At 72.2% G+C, this 15,818-nt stretch carries 15 protein-coding genes, 1 tRNA gene and 1 pseudogene (1 of these 17 only partly in view); 12 read left to right on the forward strand and 5 right to left on the reverse strand.

What is annotated here, in order from left to right:
* Nucleotides 1-51, forward strand: a tRNA-Glu gene (locus ACZ6ZT_RS25435); it begins 147 nt to the left of the window's first position.
* 176 nt (nt 52-227) lie between these two features.
* Here ACZ6ZT_RS25435 and ndgR read toward each other — a convergent pair.
* Nucleotides 228-944, reverse strand: a complete 717-nt coding sequence (gene ndgR / locus ACZ6ZT_RS25440) for an IclR family transcriptional regulator NdgR (RefSeq protein ID WP_007266782.1) — start codon at nt 942-944, stop codon at nt 228-230.
* 119 nt (nt 945-1,063) lie between these two features.
* Here ndgR and leuC point away from each other — a divergent pair, with 119 nt between their 5' ends.
* The 4 genes from leuC to ACZ6ZT_RS25460 all read left to right on the forward strand — a co-directional run bounded on the left by leuC (nt 1,064) and on the right by ACZ6ZT_RS25460 (nt 4,286).
* A complete protein-coding gene (gene leuC / locus ACZ6ZT_RS25445) occupies nt 1,064-2,488 on the forward strand; it encodes a 3-isopropylmalate dehydratase large subunit (RefSeq protein ID WP_469722216.1) in 1,425 nt (474 codons plus the stop codon).
* 5 nt (nt 2,489-2,493) lie between these two features.
* Nucleotides 2,494-3,087 carry a 3-isopropylmalate dehydratase small subunit gene (gene leuD / locus ACZ6ZT_RS25450; protein ID WP_469722217.1) on the forward strand — a complete coding sequence of 198 codons (594 nt, stop codon included), beginning with the start codon at nt 2,494-2,496 and terminating at the stop codon, nt 3,085-3,087.
* Nucleotides 3,088-3,224: 137 nt separating this feature from the next.
* The gene (locus tag ACZ6ZT_RS25455) at nt 3,225-3,452 is read left to right on the forward strand and encodes an SCO5555 family protein (protein WP_469722218.1); all 228 of its coding nucleotides are present in this window, start codon (nt 3,225-3,227) and stop codon (nt 3,450-3,452) included.
* Between the two features lie 144 nt (nt 3,453-3,596).
* Nucleotides 3,597-4,286, forward strand: a complete 690-nt coding sequence (locus ACZ6ZT_RS25460; RefSeq protein ID WP_469722219.1) for an HU family DNA-binding protein — start codon at nt 3,597-3,599, stop codon at nt 4,284-4,286.
* A 303-nt stretch (nt 4,287-4,589) separates the two neighbouring features.
* Here ACZ6ZT_RS25460 and cofC read toward each other — a convergent pair.
* A pseudogene (gene cofC / locus ACZ6ZT_RS25465) lies at nt 4,590-5,240 on the reverse strand (2-phospho-L-lactate guanylyltransferase); the annotation flags it as partial.
* A 189-nt stretch (nt 5,241-5,429) separates the two neighbouring features.
* On the opposite strand from cofC, the gene ACZ6ZT_RS25470 reads away from it, so the two are divergent.
* From ACZ6ZT_RS25470 to ACZ6ZT_RS25480, 3 genes are read left to right on the forward strand one after another with little or no spacing between them, the layout of a single operon-like run.
* On the forward strand, nt 5,430-6,182 hold the full coding sequence (locus tag ACZ6ZT_RS25470; RefSeq protein WP_469722220.1) for a lysophospholipid acyltransferase family protein: 753 nt from the start codon (nt 5,430-5,432) through the stop codon (nt 6,180-6,182).
* Nucleotides 6,179-7,189 (forward strand): NAD(P)H-dependent glycerol-3-phosphate dehydrogenase, encoded by a 1,011-nt coding sequence (locus ACZ6ZT_RS25475; protein ID WP_469722222.1) that lies wholly within the window; start codon nt 6,179-6,181, stop codon nt 7,187-7,189. Before ACZ6ZT_RS25470 ends, ACZ6ZT_RS25475 begins: the two co-directional genes overlap by 4 nt.
* A 39-nt stretch (nt 7,190-7,228) precedes the next feature.
* Nucleotides 7,229-8,386: a D-alanine--D-alanine ligase family protein gene (locus ACZ6ZT_RS25480; RefSeq protein WP_469722223.1), complete on the forward strand. Its 1,158-nt coding sequence runs from the start codon at nt 7,229-7,231 to the stop codon at nt 8,384-8,386.
* A gap of 145 nt (nt 8,387-8,531) precedes the next feature.
* Here the strand turns inward: ACZ6ZT_RS25480 and ACZ6ZT_RS25485 are convergent, their stop codons facing one another.
* A complete protein-coding gene (locus ACZ6ZT_RS25485; protein WP_469722224.1) occupies nt 8,532-9,014 on the reverse strand; it encodes a DUF3515 domain-containing protein in 483 nt (160 codons plus the stop codon).
* Nucleotides 9,015-9,037: 23 nt separating this feature from the next.
* Nucleotides 9,038-9,271, reverse strand: coding sequence for an Lrp/AsnC ligand binding domain-containing protein (locus ACZ6ZT_RS25490; protein WP_266573747.1), 234 nt, complete (start codon nt 9,269-9,271; stop codon nt 9,038-9,040).
* A 245-nt stretch (nt 9,272-9,516) separates the two neighbouring features.
* Between ACZ6ZT_RS25490 and ACZ6ZT_RS25495 the strand changes: the two genes are divergently transcribed.
* Complete coding sequence (locus tag ACZ6ZT_RS25495; RefSeq protein WP_469722225.1) at nt 9,517-10,500, forward strand: thiamine-phosphate kinase; 984 nt, start codon at nt 9,517-9,519, stop codon at nt 10,498-10,500.
* Nucleotides 10,497-11,303, forward strand: a complete 807-nt coding sequence (thiD, locus tag ACZ6ZT_RS25500) for a bifunctional hydroxymethylpyrimidine kinase/phosphomethylpyrimidine kinase (protein ID WP_469722226.1) — start codon at nt 10,497-10,499, stop codon at nt 11,301-11,303. The genes ACZ6ZT_RS25495 and thiD overlap by 4 nt, the downstream gene beginning before the upstream one ends.
* Before the next feature lie 129 nt (nt 11,304-11,432).
* On the opposite strand, the gene rpmB is transcribed toward thiD, so the two are convergent.
* On the reverse strand, nt 11,433-11,618 hold the full coding sequence (rpmB, locus tag ACZ6ZT_RS25505) for a 50S ribosomal protein L28 (protein WP_007266795.1): 186 nt from the start codon (nt 11,616-11,618) through the stop codon (nt 11,433-11,435).
* 242 nt (nt 11,619-11,860) lie between these two features.
* Here rpmB and ACZ6ZT_RS25510 point away from each other — a divergent pair, with 242 nt between their 5' ends.
* Nucleotides 11,861-13,546, forward strand: a complete 1,686-nt coding sequence (locus ACZ6ZT_RS25510; protein ID WP_469722227.1) for a DAK2 domain-containing protein — start codon at nt 11,861-11,863, stop codon at nt 13,544-13,546.
* A gap of 37 nt (nt 13,547-13,583) precedes the next feature.
* Nucleotides 13,584-15,779, forward strand: coding sequence for an ATP-dependent DNA helicase RecG (gene recG / locus ACZ6ZT_RS25515; protein WP_469722228.1), 2,196 nt, complete (start codon nt 13,584-13,586; stop codon nt 15,777-15,779).
* Nucleotides 15,780-15,818 lie beyond the last annotated feature (39 nt).

Raw genomic sequence — 15,818 nt, forward strand, 5'->3', positions numbered from 1 at the left:
CTAGCACGCCGCCCTCTCAAGGCGGTAGCGCCGGTTCGAATCCGGTCGGGGGTACGCACAGGAGAGGCCCTCCGCGAGACATCGCGGAGGGCCTCTTCGCTGTGTCCGGACGCTCGCCCGCCGGGCGGCCCGTACAAGTACGGGCCCGGGGGCGCGAGTCAGGACGTGTGCGGCGTCGTTCGCGCCCCCGGGCCCGGGGGGATGGCGGGAGGTCGGCGGGGGAGGGCTCAGCCGGAGCGGCGCAGCGCCTCCGTCAGCCGGGCGGCCGCGTCGATGACGGCCTGGGCGTGCATGCGCCCCGGGTGCCGGGTCAGCCGCTCGATCGGCCCGGAGACCGATACGGAGGCCACCACGCGGTTCGACGGCCCGCGCACCGGCGCCGAGACGGAGGCCACGCCGGGCTCCCGCTCGCCGATCGACTGGGCCCAGCCGCGGCGCCGTACGCCGGACAGGGCCGTGGCCGTGAAGCGCGCGCCCTGCAGGCCGCGGTGGAGCCGCTCGGGCTCCTCCCAGGCCATCAGGATCTGCGCGGCCGAGCCGGCCTTCATCGGGAGCGTGGAGCCCACCGGGACGGTGTCCCGCAGGCCCGACAGCCGCTCGGCGGCCGCCACGCAGATGCGCATGTCGCCCTGGCGACGGTAGAGCTGCGCGCTCTCGCCCGTCACGTCTCGGAGGTGGGTGAGCACCGGTCCGGCCGTCGCGAGCAGGCGGTCCTCGCCGGCCGCGGCGGCAAGCTCTGCCAGCCGCGGGCCGAGGATGAACCGGCCCTGCATGTCCCTCGCCACCATCCGGTGGTGTTCCAGTGCCACGGCGAGGCGATGTGCCGTGGGTCGTGCGAGCCCTGTCGCCGCGACCAGCCCGGCGAGGGTGGCCGGACCGGACTCCAGTGCGCTCAATACCAGAGCTGCCTTGTCGAGAACGCCGACGCCGCTAGAGTTGTCCATGAAACGATATTCACGTCTCACACTGTGAAACGCAAGTTCAATTTTTCCAAGAAGCAGCGAGTCTGTATGTACGGGTCCACGAACCACTGGGTCCGGGACGGTGAGCCGGAGGGAAAGCGATGGGTAGGACACTCGCGGAGAAGGTCTGGGACGACCATGTCGTCCGGCGCGCCGAGGGCGAGCCCGATCTCCTCTTCATTGATCTCCACCTGCTGCACGAGGTGACCAGCCCGCAGGCCTTCGAGGGGCTGCGCCAGGCCGGTCGCAAGGTCCGACGCCTCGACCTCACCATCGCGACCGAGGACCACAACACCCCCACCATCGACATCGACAAGCCGATCGCGGACCCGGTCTCCCGGGCCCAGCTGGAGACGCTGCGGGGGAACTGCGCGGAGTTCGGGGTGCGCCTGCACTCGCTGGGCGACGTCGAGCAGGGCGTCGTCCACGTCGTGGGCCCCCAGCTGGGCCTGACCCAGCCGGGCACCACCGTGGTCTGCGGCGACTCCCACACCTCCACGCACGGTGCCTTCGGCGCGCTGGCCTTCGGCATCGGCACCAGCCAGGTCGAGCACGTGCTGGCCACCCAGACCCTCCCGCTGGCCCGCCCCAGGACGATGGCGATCACCGTCACCGGGGAGCTGGCCGAGGGCGTCACCGCCAAGGACCTGATCCTGGCGATCATCGCCCGGATCGGCACCGGCGGCGGCCAGGGCTACATCCTGGAATACCGCGGCGAGGCCATCGAGAAGCTCTCGATGGAAGCCCGCATGACCATCTGCAACATGTCGATCGAGGCCGGCGCCCGAGCGGGCATGATCGCCCCCGACCAGACCACCTTCGACTACCTCCAGGGCCGCGACCACGCCCCGGCCGGTGACGACTGGGACGCGGCCGTCGCGTACTGGCGGACGCTGCGCACCGACGACGACGCGGTCTTCGACGCCGAGGTCGTCATCGACGCCACCACGCTGGCCCCGTTCGTCACCTGGGGCACCAACCCGGGCCAGGGCGCGCCGCTGTCCTCGCACGTCCCCGACCCGGCTTCGTACGAGGACGCTTCGGAGCGCCTGGCCGCCGAAAAGGCCCTGGAGTACATGGGGTTGACCGCCGGGCAGCCGCTGCGGGACATCCGCGTCGACACCGTCTTCGTAGGTTCCTGCACCAATGGCCGCATCGAGGACCTGCGGGCCGTCGCCGGGATCATCGAGGGCCGCAAAGTCGCCGAGGGCGTACGGATGCTGGTCGTCCCGGGCTCCGTCCGGGTCGCCCTCCAGGCCGTGGAAGAGGGCCTGGACAAGGTGTTCAAGGAGGCCGGCGCCGAATGGCGGCACGCGGGCTGCTCGATGTGCCTGGGCATGAACCCCGACCAACTGGCGCCCGGTGAGCGTTCCGCGTCCACCTCCAACCGCAACTTCGAGGGCCGGCAGGGCAAGGGCGGACGGACCCACCTGGTCTCCCCGCAGGTGGCCGCCGCCACGGCGGTACTGGGCCATCTGGCCTCGCCCGCCGACCTGTCCGAAGCCCCCGTGAACGCCGGAGTCTGAGAACCATGGAAGCCTTCACCACCCACACCGGCCGTGCCGTCCCGCTGCGCCGCGGCAACGTCGACACCGACCAGATCATCCCGGCCCACTGGCTGAAGAAGATCACCCGTGACGGGTTCGAGGACGGGCTCTTCGAGGCCTGGCGCAAGGACCCGGAGTTCGTGACGAACCGCCCCGAGCGGGCGGGCGCCACCGTGCTGGTCGCGGGCCCCGACTTCGGTACGGGCTCCTCGCGCGAGCACGCCGTCTGGGCCCTGCAGAACTTCGGCTTCAAGACGGTCATCTCCGCCCGCTTCGCCGACATCTTCCGCGGCAACTCGCTGAAGAACGGTCTGCTGACCGTCGTCCTGCCGCAGGAGACCGTCGACCGGCTCTGGGAGCTGACCGAGGCCGACCCCACCGCCGAGATCACCGTCGACCTCGTGGACCGAAAGGTCCGAGCCGAAGGCGTCGAGGCGGAGTTCGAACTCGACGACAACGCGCGCTGGCGTCTGCTGGAGGGGCTGGACGACATCTCGCTCACCCTTCAGAACGAAGCGGACATCGACGCTTACGAAAGCACCCGCCCGGCCTTCAAGCCGCGCACGATTCGGGCCTGATTCCTGCCTGATCAGCGCTTATTCGCCTTCGGGTGATCACGTCGGCAACACTGTGCCCCCCGCCTTCCGGCGGGGGGCACAGCCGTATGTTGAGGCCCCGTGAGGCGACAACTCGCCCCAGATGGCACAATCTGTGCATGGAAGGCGACAGTCAACTCAAGCTCTACGAACTCGTCGCGGACCGGTTGAAAGAAGCACACACAAGGGTGCGCTCACTGCAAGTCCCGGAGGGCGTAAGGATGGCGCTGTCCCGGAAGCTGTTGGTCGTCACCGCCGCGGCGAAGCATGATCTCGCCGATGCGGCAAGGCGCCTGGACAGGTTGATGAAGGACCTCGACGAGGGTCGATTCCCTGAAGGCGACTGATGCGAAGGAACTCCGTAACGGCCTACAACGTTGCGGCACTAGGGTGATTAGCCCGTTTCGTGTTTGATTTGCGGTATATATCCGCCTAACGTGCGAAATAAGCTTGAACACATTCGTTCTGGCGAAGTCTCCGAAGGGGAAGACGTGAACAAGGCGCAGCTCGTAGAAGCGATTGCCGACAAGGTTGGCGGCCGCCAGCAGGCCGCGGACGCCGTCGACGCGGTACTCGACGCGATCGTCCGCGCGGTCGTCGCGGGCGACCGGGTCTCGGTCACGGGCTTCGGCTCGTTCGAGAAGGTCGAGCGTCCGGCCCGGTACGCCCGTAACCCGCAGACGGGTGAGCGCGTCCGGGTCAAGAAGACCTCGGTTCCCCGCTTCCGCGCGGGCCAGGGCTTCAAGGACCTGGTCAGCGGCACCAAGAAGCTCCCCAAGGGTGGCGAGGTGTCCGTGAAGAAGGCGCCGAAGGGCAGCCTGTCGGGCGGTGCCACCATGTCCGCGACGGTCAAGAAGGCCGCGGCCAAGAAGGCCACCACCGCCAAGAAGGCGGCGGCGAAGACGGCTGTCGCGAAGAAGGCCACGCCGGCCGCGAAGAAGACCACGGCCAAGAAGACCACCGCGACCGCCAAGAAGACGACCGCGACGGCGAAGAAGGCCTCCCCGGCCGCCAAGAAGACCACCGCGGTCAAGGCGACCCCGGCGAAGAAGGCCACCGCCACCGCCAAGAAGACCGCCCCGGCGGCCAAGAAGGCGACCCCGGCGACGAAGGCGCCCGCCACGAAGAAGGCGACGGCGCGCAAGACCACCGCGAAGAAGACCACCGCCCGCAAGAAGTAAGGGGCACGAGTCACACACGCCGGGCCGGCTTCCCCCGTGGGGGAAGCCGGCCCGCGGTGCGTCGCCCAGGAGCCCGATTCCCGGGGTCCGCGCAGGTCAGAACGTCTGCAGGGTGACCAGGGTGATGCGCAGGGCCGGGCCCTCGCCGGCCGTCTCCACGCGCACCCGCTGGCCGGGGCGCAGCAGCAGCAGGCCGCCCGCGTCGAAGGCGGCCGCCTCGAAGGGCACCGGGGTGCCGTCGTCCAGCAGCACGCTGCCGCTGCGGGTCCGGGAGTCGTACGTGTACGCGGTCGCCTGCATACGGGCACTGTATCGGGCCGTGTGCCGCCCCACGCCGAGGGCCAGGGCCGTCCGCAGGTCAGCCGCGGTGTCCACGTCCCGGCGTACGGAGTCGACGTCCGCCAGTGCGATCTCCACCGCCCCCGAGGCCGAATGGCGGGCCCGCGACGGGCCGCCGAACGCGGGTGCCAATTCCGCGCCGGGGCCGGCGGAAAGCAGGGTCGTTCCGATTCCCGCCGCGTCCGCCAGGAATGCCCGGGGAAATGCGGCGGCGCCATCGAGCACGCGTAGCAATTCCGGCGGACGCAGCGCGGGCAGATCCGCGTTCACCGCCGCGACGGGGGACCGCGGCCGGCCGGCGCGGACCGTCCGGGCGCCGTGGTCCAGCGCGGCGTTGAGTCCGGCGCCCGGGAGGTCGGGAAGGATCCGTGCGCCCAGCCTGGCGAGTTCCGGACCGGCCACGGCGTCGTCCGTGACGACCACCACATCCGCGACCGAGGCGCAGGCCAGCGCCCCCGCCACGGTGTCCTGGGCGAAGGCCAGCGCCAGCCCCGCGCGGGAGGCGCCGACGGCCGCCGCGAGACGGCTCTTGGCCAGCGCCAAGGGCTTCAGCGGCACCACGAGACTCCAGACGGCGTTCGTGACGGACCCCTTCCCTCCGGTGCGCTCGCGCACCCGCCCCGGCCTCCGGCGGGCCGCGGCCCGGCCCCCGGTCGGCCCATTGTCGCCGGAGAGCGGCCGCGGGGAGGCCCACCGGTCCGGGCGGGGCGTACGGTGTCCTCGACAGAGACCGGGCCCGGGGCGAGACTTGTCCGGCCGACAAGGTGCCCAAGCCACGTACCGGTCCTAGAGGAAGGTGTCCGAGTGTCCCGCCGCAGAATCGGCTTCTGGTACCGCCTGGCGGCGGTCATCGCAAAACCGCCGCTGGTAGTGCTCTTCAAGCGGGACTGGCGGGGAATGGAGCACATTCCGGCCGACGGCGGATTCATCACCGCCGTCAATCACAACTCGTATCTGGACCCGCTCTCCTACGCGCACTTCCAGTACAACACCGGCCGGGTGCCCCGATTGCTCGCCAAGGCCGGCCTCTTCAAGGTCCCTTTCGTGGGCATGATCCTGCGCGGCTCCGGCCAGATCCCCGTCTACCGGGAGACCACCAACGCCCTGGACGCATTCCGGGCGGCCGTCGACGCCATCGAGCGCGGCGAATGCGTGGCCTTTTACCCGGAGGGCACGCTCACCCGCGATCCCGAGATGTGGCCGATGGCCGGCAAGAGCGGCGCCGCCCGGGTGGCCCTGATCACCAAGGCCCCCGTCATTCCGGTGGCCCAGTGGGGCGCGAATCTCGCGATGCCGCCCTACGCCAAGGAGAACAAGGTCCGGCTGTTCCCGCGCAAGACCCTCCAGGTGCTCGCGGGACCGCCCGTGGACCTTTCGGCGTACTACGACCGGGAACCCACCCCGGAGGTCCTCAGGGGGGCCACCGAGGCCATCATGGCCGACATCACCAAGCTCCTGGAAGAGCTGCGCGGGCAGAGCGCGCCCGCGCAGCCGTACGACCACCGCAAGGCCAGGGCGCAGCAGCGGCGTGACGCCGCGGGGAAGGGCGACAAGTGACACGTCCCGTGAAGGCGGCCGTCTTCGGAACCGGCTCCTGGGGCACGGCCTTCGGCATGGTGCTCGCCGACGCCGGCTGCGAGGTGACCCTGTGGGGCCGCCGCCAGGAGATCGCCGACGCCGTCAACACCGGCCGGACGAACCCGGACTACTTCCCCGGCGTCGAACTGCCCCCGAACCTGCGGGCCACCACGGACGCGGCCGAGGCCGCCCGGGACGCCGACTTCGCCGTCCTGGCCATCCCCTCGCAGACCCTGCGCGCCAACCTCGCCGCCTGGGCCCCGCTGCTGCCCGAGAGCGCCGTGCTCGTCTCCCTGATGAAGGGCATCGAACTCGGCACCGCCAAGCGGATGAGCGAGGTCATCGAGGAGGTGGCCAAGGTCCCCGCCGAGCGCGTCGCCGTCGTCACCGGCCCCAACCTGGCCCGCGAGATCGTCGACCGGCAGCCCGCCGCCTCCGTCGTCGCCTGTGTGGACGAGGCCGTGGCCCGGCGCCTCCAGGCCGCCTGCCACACCCCGTACTTCCGCCCGTACACGAGCACCGACGTCATCGGCTGCGAGCTCGGCGGCGCCGTCAAGAACGTCATCGGCCTCGCCGTCGGCATCGCGGACGGCATGGGCCTGGGCGACAACACCAAGGGCTCGCTCATCACCCGCGGCCTGGCCGAGGCCACCCGTCTGGGCCTGGCCATGGGCGCCGACCCGCTGACCTTCGCGGGCCTCGCGGGCCTCGGCGACCTCGTCGCCACCTGCTCCTCGCCGCTCTCCCGGAACCACACCTTCGGCACCAACCTGGGCCGCGGGATGACCCTGGAGGAGACGATCGCGGTCACCCGGCAGACCGCCGAGGGCGTCAAGTCCTGCCAGTCGGTGGCGGATCTGGCCGGCCGCTACGGGGTGGACATGCCGATCACCGACACGGTGGTCGACATCGTGCACCACGGCAAGCCGCCGCTGGTCGCTCTGAAGGAACTGATGGGACGCAGCGCCAAACCGGAACGCCACTGAGTCCTTTCCGGACGTGCGAGCGGGTACCCTCGTGGCGATATGAGCAGCGAGAACCTCCCCCAGACCCCTGAGCAGCAGGGCCGCAAGCCCCGCGTGGCCGTCGTGTTCGGCGGCCGCAGCTCGGAGCACGCCATCTCGGTCGTCACGGCCGGCGCCGTACTGCGCTCCATCGACCGCGCCACGTACGAGGTGCTGCCCATCGGCATCACCACGGACGGCCGGTGGGCGCTGACCGCCGACGAGCCCGAGCGCATGGCCATCGCGGACCGCGCCCTCCCGAACGTGGAAGCGCTCGCGGAGTCCGCCGACGGCACCGTCGTGCTCTCCGTGGACCCCGCCAGCCGCGAGGTCGTCTACACCGAGCCGGGCGCCGTCCCCAAGGCGCTGGGAGAGGTCGACGTCGTCTTCCCCGTGCTGCACGGCCCCTACGGCGAGGACGGCACCCTCCAGGGCCTCCTGGAGCTGTCCGGGATCCCGTACGTCGGCTCGGGCGTCCTCGCCTCGGCCGTCGGCCAGGACAAGGACTACATGAAGCGGGTGTTCACCTCCTTCGGGCTGAAGGTCGGCCCGTACGTGACCATCCGCCCCCGCGAGTGGGAGGCCGACCCGGCCGCCGCGACGGCCAAGGTCCTGGACTTCGCCGGTGAGCACGGCTGGCCGCTGTTCATCAAGCCCGCCCGGGCCGGCTCCTCCATCGGCATCACCAAGGTCGAGGACCCCTCCGGGCTGGAGGCGGCCGTCCTGGAGGCCCGCCGCCACGACCCGAAGGTCATCGTGGAGGCGCTGCTGCGCGGCCGCGAGATCGAGTGCGGCGTGCTGGAGTTCGAGGACGGGCCGCGGGCCAGCGTCCCGGCCGAGATCCCGCCGGTCTCCAGCCACGACTTCTACGACTTCGAGGCGAAGTACATCGACTCGGCGTCCGGCCTCGTGCCCGCCCCGCTGACCCCGGAGCAGACCGCCGAGGTGCAGCGGCTCGCGGTCGAGGCCTTCGAGGCCGCGTCCTGCGAGGGCCTGGTGCGCGCCGACTTCTTCCTCACCGAGGACGGCGACTTCGTCATCAACGAGATCAACACGATGCCGGGCTTCACGCCGATCTCCATGTACCCGCGCATGTGGCAGGAGTCGGGCATCGAGTACCCGGAGCTGGTGGACCGCCTGATCCAGGCGGCCCTGCGCCGCTCCACCGGGCTGCGCTAGCCGCGCCCGGCCCCGTACAGCCGACCGCCCGCCGTCCGCCCCGTGAGGGGTGGCCGACGGGCGGCGGTGTGAGCGGGGCCGGACCGGAGGGAGCGGTACCGGTTCAGCGGGTCCGGGTTCAGCGGGGTCAGCGGATTCAGCGGGTTCAGTACGAGGAGATGCCCTCGGGCACCGTCTTGGCCACCGCCGCCGACAGCGCGACCAGCATCCCCGCGTCCGTGGCGTGCTCCTTGTCGACCCGGACCTGCGTGTATGCCAGCCGCGCCCCGGTGGTGAACCGGAAACCGCCGTCGGACGTCTTCTCCAGCAGCCAGCCGACGCCGTTCACCTCGACGCCCTCCTGCTTCGGATCGGCCATCTCGCGGGGTTTGGGGATACCGCACCGCAGTACGATCGCCGAGCCGCCCCACGCGGCGGTCAGGTCCGACACCGGCTCGGTGGCGGTCCGCGCCAGTCCGGCCACCGTCTCCGGGAGCTCGGCGTGCAGCTTCGCACAGAGCCCGGCGACATCGGCCGGCGGAGCGGCCGGCGGCTCCACCCGGGTCCCGGAATCCCCCGGGGCGCAGCCCGCGAGGGCCAGGAAGGCCAGCGGGGCGGCTAGACGCAGCGGCCGGCGGTGCAATGACATCACCGGCCAAGAGTAGACGGGGGCTACAGATGGACCACGGGGCAGGTCAAGGTGCGGGTGATCCCCTCCACCTGCTGGACCTTGGCGACCACCATGCGGCCGAGATCGTCGACCGTGTCGGCCTGGGCGCGCACGATCACGTCGTACGGACCCGTCACGTCCTCGGCCTGGATCACCCCCGCGATCTTCCCGATGGACTCGGCGACCAAGGACGCCTTGCCCACCTCGGTCTGGATGAGGATGTACGCCTGTACCACGGAACCTCCAGGGCGGCCACGAGGATCATTTCCCCTAACCTTCGGGTGGGCCCAGGAAGATCGGGCGGGCCCGGGGAAGAAGGGACGCCACGGTACCGCGTCGCCGTGCGCCGCGGGGAGACCCGCGGGCCCGGCGCCACGTACAGCGGGGCGTACGGAGAGCAGAAGTTGACGTATCTGTTGACGGTACCCAGAGCTGTGACGGCTCGCGACCGCAAGCGGACTTGCCAAGAAGGGGCACAGCGATGAAGGGCACTGTGGGCGAGCTGGGGGAGTTCGGGCTCATTCGGGAGCTCACCTCACGGCTCACCACCACCCCGGCGGTCCGGCTCGGACCGGGCGACGACGCCGCGGTCGTGTCGGCCCCCGACCGGCGGGTCGTGGCGAGCACGGACATCCTGCTGGAGGGCCGGCACTTCCGGCGGGACTGGTCCACCGCCTACGACGTCGGGCGCAAGGCCGCCGCGCAGAACCTGGCCGACATCGCCGCCATGGGCGCGGTGCCCACCGCGCTGCTGCTCGGCCTGGTCGTCCCGGCGGAACTGCCCGTGACCTGGCCCACCGAGCTGATGGACGGCATCCGCGACGAATGCCAGGTCGCCGGCGCGGCCGTGGTCGGCGGGGACGTCGTGCGCGGCGACACCATCACCGTCGCCATCACCGCCCTCGGCGACCTGCGCAACCACGAACCGGTCCTGCGCTCCGGCGCCCGCCCCGGCGACGTCGTGGCGGTCACCGGCTGGCTCGGCTGGTCCGCGGCCGGCTTCGCGGTGCTCTCGCGCGGCTTCCGCTCCCCGCGGGCCTTCGTCGAGGCGCACCGGCGCCCCGAACCGCCGTACCACGCGGGCCCGGCGGCCGCCGGGCTCGGCGCCACCGCGATGACCGACGTCAGCGACGGCCTGATCGCCGACCTCGGGCACATCGCCGAGGCCAGCAAGGTCCGTATCGACGTGCGCTCGGGGGCCGTGGACATCCCCACGCAGATGCACGACATCGGCCAGGCCGTCGGCGTGGACCCGCTCCAGTGGGTGCTCACCGGCGGCGAGGACCACGCCATCGTGGCCACCTTCCCGCCCGACGTGAAGCTCCCGGCCCGCTGGAAGGTGATCGGGGAGGTCCAGAACCGCTCCGCGCTGCCCCAGGTGACCGTGGACGGGGCCCCCTGGACCAGCACCGGCGGCTGGGACCACTTCGGCGACGGCCCGGCGGACGAGGAGAACCCGCGGTGAACGCCGCGGCCGCCCCCGTGCCGTGCCTGACCGTCGCCGGATCCGACTCCGGCGGCGGCGCGGGCATCCAGGCCGACCTCAAGACGATGATGGCGTTCGGGGTGCACGGCATGAGCGTGCTCACCGCCGTCACCGCGCAGAACTCCCTCGGCGTGCGCGGGGTCTGGGAGCTGCCGCCCGAGGCCGTCACCGCCCAGTACCGGGCCGTCGTCGACGACATCGGGGTACGGGCCGTCAAGACCGGGATGCTGTCCTCCGCCGTCCTGGTGGAGACGGTCGCCGCACTGCTGGCCGCCACCGACGCCCCGGCCGTGGTGGACCCCGTGGGGGTCTCCAAGCACGGGGACGCGCTGCTGGCCGCCTCGGCGCTGGAAGCCGTACGCCGGGAGCTGCTGCCCCGGGCCACGGTGGCCACGCCGAATCTGGACGAGGTGGCGCAGCTCACCGGGGTGAGCGTCCGGACGGAGGACGACATGCGGCGGGCCGCCGACGCGGTCCTCGGCTTCGGGCCCCGGTGGGCGCTCATCAAGGGCGGCCACCTCGCGGAGCACGGCGACGAGGCGGTGGACCTGCTGAGCGACGGCACCGGGGAACTGTGGCTGCGGGCCCCCCGCCACGACAACCGGCACACGCACGGCACCGGCTGCACCCTCGCCAGCGCCATCGCCGCCGGCCTGGCCCGGGGCCTGGCCGTACCGGAGGCGGTCACGGCGGCCAAGGAGTACGTCACCGGCGCCATCGCGGCCGGCTTCTCGCTCGGCGCCGGCATCGGCCCGGTCGACCACGCCTGGCGCCTGCGCTGAGAGATCAGCGCGGAGGATCACCGTAAAAGATCACCGCAGAAGATCGCGGCAAGGCAAAAGGCCGGTTCACCAGAGGTGAACCGGCCTTCTTGGCAACCGGAAAGGGCTGCGCTACGACGACGGGAGGCGTCAGCGCGAGACCTTGCCGGCCTTGATGCACGAGGTGCAGGCGTTGAGGCGCTTCGGCGTCCCATTGACCACGGCACGGACGCGCTGGATGTTCGGGTTCCAGCGACGCGAGGTGCGGCGGTGCGAGTGGGAGATGTTGTTGCCGAAGCTCGGCCCCTTGGCGCAAACGTCGCAGTTGGCAGCCACAGGTCACTCCAAAGACTTCAGATGCACTTACAGTGAAATCCGGCGCACCGGAATCAGAGATCTGAAGTGGCTTGCCGGATGAATGACCCGACTCTCGACGGGCAACCTGAGCAGCATACAACGACTGCTTCGGTCCAAGAAAACTACCATGACCGGGCCCCCCTCCGCCCCGGGGTCCCGAGCCGGGGACCCGCCTTCGTTACCCTGCGGTGAACCCTGGCCCGCACAAGGAGGAACGCCCGGTGGCGCACGAGCCCGGCCCGCACACCCTCGACGCCGAAGCGGTGCGCACCTGGAGCTCGCTGGCCCTGGCCGCACTGGGCCGGGCCCGCGAGGACATCGACGCGATCAACGTCTACCCGGTCGCGGACGCCGACACCGGCACCAACCTCTACCTGACCGCCGAGTCCGCCGACCGCGCCCTCGCCGCGGCCTTCGGTGACACCCCCGAAGAGCCCGCCGAGGTGACCGACGGCACACCCGCCGCCCCGGCCCCCACCCTCTCCGAAGCCGTACGCGCCTACGCGCACGGCGCCCTCATAGGCGCCCGCGGGAACTCCGGGACGATCCTGGCCCAGCTGCTGCGCGGAGTCGCCGACGTCCTGGGCGCCGAGCCCCCCGGCCGGGCGTCCGGCCCGCTGCTGGCGCAGGCCCTGACCCGGGCCGCCGAGGAGGCCTACCAGGCCGTCGCGCACCCGGTCGAGGGCACCATGCTCACCGTCGCCGGGGCCGCCGCCCGGGCCGGAGCGGCCGTCGGGAGCGTCGCCGGATCCGCCGCGGCCACCGCCGCCGACGTGGCCCGCGCCGCCTACGACGGGGCCCGTACGGCGCTCGCCGACACCCCGGGGCAGCTGGCCGCGCTGGGGCGGGCCGGGGTGGTCGACGCGGGGGGCTGCGGGCTGGTCGCCGTACTCGGCGCCCTGTGGCAGGCGCTCTCCGGGCAGGAGCCCGCCGCCGAACCGGTGCGTGGCGGGGCCCGGCCCGTACCGCACGAGGGGCAGCCGTGCGCGCGGGAGCAGGACGGGCCCGCGTACGAGGTGATCTACCTGCTGGAAGCCGGGGAGGAGGCGGTCGGGGAGCTGCGGGCGCGCCTCGACGGGCTCGGCGACTCCCTGGTGGTGGTCGGCGGCGAGGGGCTGTGGAACGTCCACGTGCACGTCGACGACCCCGGTGCCGCCGTCGAGGCCGGGGTCGTCGCCGGCCGGCCGTACCGGATTGGCATCACCCACTTCGGCGACGAGCGCCGCCGCGCGCGGGCCCCGCGCGTCCAGCGGGCCGTCGTCGCCGTGGTCCACGGGGAGGGGCTGGCCGGGCTGTGCGCCGAGGCCGGCGCCACCGCCGTCCCGGCCCGCCCCGGAGAGCCGCCCGCCGTCGCCGAACTGCTCGACGCGATCCGCCGGGCGCACGCCCGCGAGGTGGTCCTGCTGCCCGCGGCCGCCGAACTGCGCGCGGTCGCCGTCGCCGCCGCCGAAAAGGCCCGCGCCGACGGCGTACGGGTGGCCGTCATCCCGACCCGTTCCGCCGTGCAGGGCCTGGCCGCCCTCGCCGTGCACGATCCGGAGGGCAGCTTCGACGAGGACGTCGTCGCCATGACCGCCGCCGCCGGCGCCACCCGCTACGGGGAACTCGCCGTCGCCGAACGGCAGTCCTTCACCTCGGCGGGCATCTGCCAGGCCGGGGACGTGCTCGGGCTCATCGACGGCGACGTCGCCGTCATCGGCTCCGGCCTGCCCGAGACCGCCGAGGCGGTGCTGGCGCGGATGCTCGGCTCCGGCGGCGAACTCGTCACCCTCGTCCTCGGACCCGAGGTCCCCGACGCCGTCGCCGCCCGCCTGGAGGCGTACGTCCAGCACGCCCACCTCGCCGTCGACACCGTCACCTATCGGGGCGGCCGGTACGCGGCGCCGCTCCTGATCGGGGTCGAATAGGGGTCGGACGGCGGCCTTGTCAGCGCGATGGTGTGCAATGGAACACGTGCCCGCGCTCGACGAAGACCTCAAGAAGACCCTCGGCCCCGCCACCGCCAAGGTGCTGGCTGAGCAGCTCAGCCTGCACACGGCCCTGGACCTGCTCCACCACTACCCCCGGCGGTACGCGGAGCGCGGTGAGCTGACCCCGCTGGCCGGCCTCGCCGACCAGCTCGACGAGCACGTCACCGTCGTCGCCCAGGTCGCCGACGCACGGATCCTGACCTTCAACGGGGGCCGCGGCAAACGCCTCGAAGTCACCATCACCGACGGCAGCGGCCGGCTCCAGCTGGTCTTCTTCGGCGCCGGCGTCCACAAACCGCACAAGGACCTGCTGCCCGGCACCCGCGCCATGTTCGCGGGCAAGGTCGGCGTGTTCAACCGCAAGCTCCAGCTCGCCCACCCCGCGTACGAACCCCTCGGCGCGGACGCCTCCGACCAGGACGCGGCGACGGCCTTCGCCAACCAGCTCATCCCGATCTACCCGGCCTGCGCCAAGATGGAGTCCTGGAAGATCACCAAATGCGTGGACGCGGTCCTGCCCCGGGCCCAGGACGCCGTCGACCCGCTGCCGCCCGCCCTGCGCGAGGGCCGCGGCCTGGCCCCGCTCACCGAGGCCCTCCTCAAGATCCACCGCCCCGCCACCAAGGCCGACATCGAGGACGCCCGCCGGCGCCTGAAGTGGGACGAGGCCTTCGTCCTCCAGGTCGCCCTCGCCCGCCGCCGGCACGCCGACTCCCAGCTGCCCGCCGTCCCCCGCCGCCCCGCCCCCGGCGGCCTCCTGGACTCCTTCGACGCCAAGCTCCCCTTCACCCTCACCGAAGGCCAGCGGCACGTCTCGAAGGAGATCTTCGACGACCTCGCCACCAGCCACCCCATGCACCGCCTCCTCCAGGGCGAGGTCGGCAGCGGCAAGACGCTGGTCGCCCTGCGGGCCATGCTCGCCGTCGTCGACAGCGGGGGGCAGGCCGCGATGCTCGCCCCCACCGAAGTGCTCGCCCAGCAGCACCACCGGTCCATCACCGAGATGATGGGCGAACTCGCCGAGGGCGGCCTGCTCGGCGGCTCCGACCAGGGGACCAAGGTGGTGCTGCTCACCGGCTCCATGGGCATGCCCGCTCGCCGCCAGGCCCTGCTCGACCTGGTCACCGGCGAGGCCGGCATCGTCATCGGCACGCACGCGCTGATCGAGGACAAGGTCCGCTTCCACGACCTCGGCCTGGTCGTCGTCGACGAACAGCACCGCTTCGGCGTCGAACAGCGCGACGCCCTGCGCTCCAAGGGCACACAGCCCCCGCACCTGCTCGTGATGACGGCCACCCCGATCCCGCGCACCGTCGCGATGACCGTCTTCGGCGACCTGGAGACCTCCGTCCTCGACCAGCTCCCGGCCGGCCGCTCCCCGATCGCCACCCACGTCGTGCCCGCCAAGGACAAACCGCACTTCCTCACCCGGGCCTGGGAACGCGTCCGAGAGGAGGTCGGCAACGGCCACCAGGCGTACGTCGTCTGCCCCCGCATCGGGGACGGCGAGGACGAGCCCAAGAAGAAGAAGGCCGCGGAGGAGGATGGCGACAAGCGCCCCCCGCTCGCCGTCCTGGAGATCGCCGAACAGCTCGCGCGGGGCCCCCTCGCCGGACTGCGCGTCGAAGTCCTGCACGGGCGGATGGACCCCGCCGACAAGGACGACGTCATGCGCCGCTTCGCGGCCGGCGAGGTCAAGGTGCTCGTCGCCACCACCGTCATCGAGGTCGGCGTCAACGTCCCCAACTCCACGGTCATGGTGATCATGGACGCTGACCGCTTCGGCGTCTCCCAGCTCCACCAGCTCCGCGGCCGCGTCGGCCGCGGCTCCGCGCCGGGCCTGTGCCTGCTGGTCAGCGAGATGCACGAGGCCAGCCCCGCCCGCGCCCGGCTCGCCGCCGTCGCCGAAACCCTCGACGGCTTCGCGCTCTCCCGCATCGACCTGGAACAGCGCCGCGAGGGCGACGTCCTCGGCCAGGCCCAGTCGGGCGTGCGCTCCTCGCTGCGCATGCTCGCCGTCATCGAGGACGAGGAGGTCATCGCCGAGGCCCGTGAGGAAGCCGCCCGGGTGGTCGCCGCCGACCCCGAGCTGGAACACCTCCCCGGCCTGCGCACCGCCCTCGACGCGCTCCTGGACACCGAGCGGGAGCGCTACCTGGAGAAGGGATGACAATAGGGGTGCCCGTGGTACGAACCCCCAAACACCGAA

Source organism: Streptomyces sp. NPDC102258 (assembly GCF_055584685.1).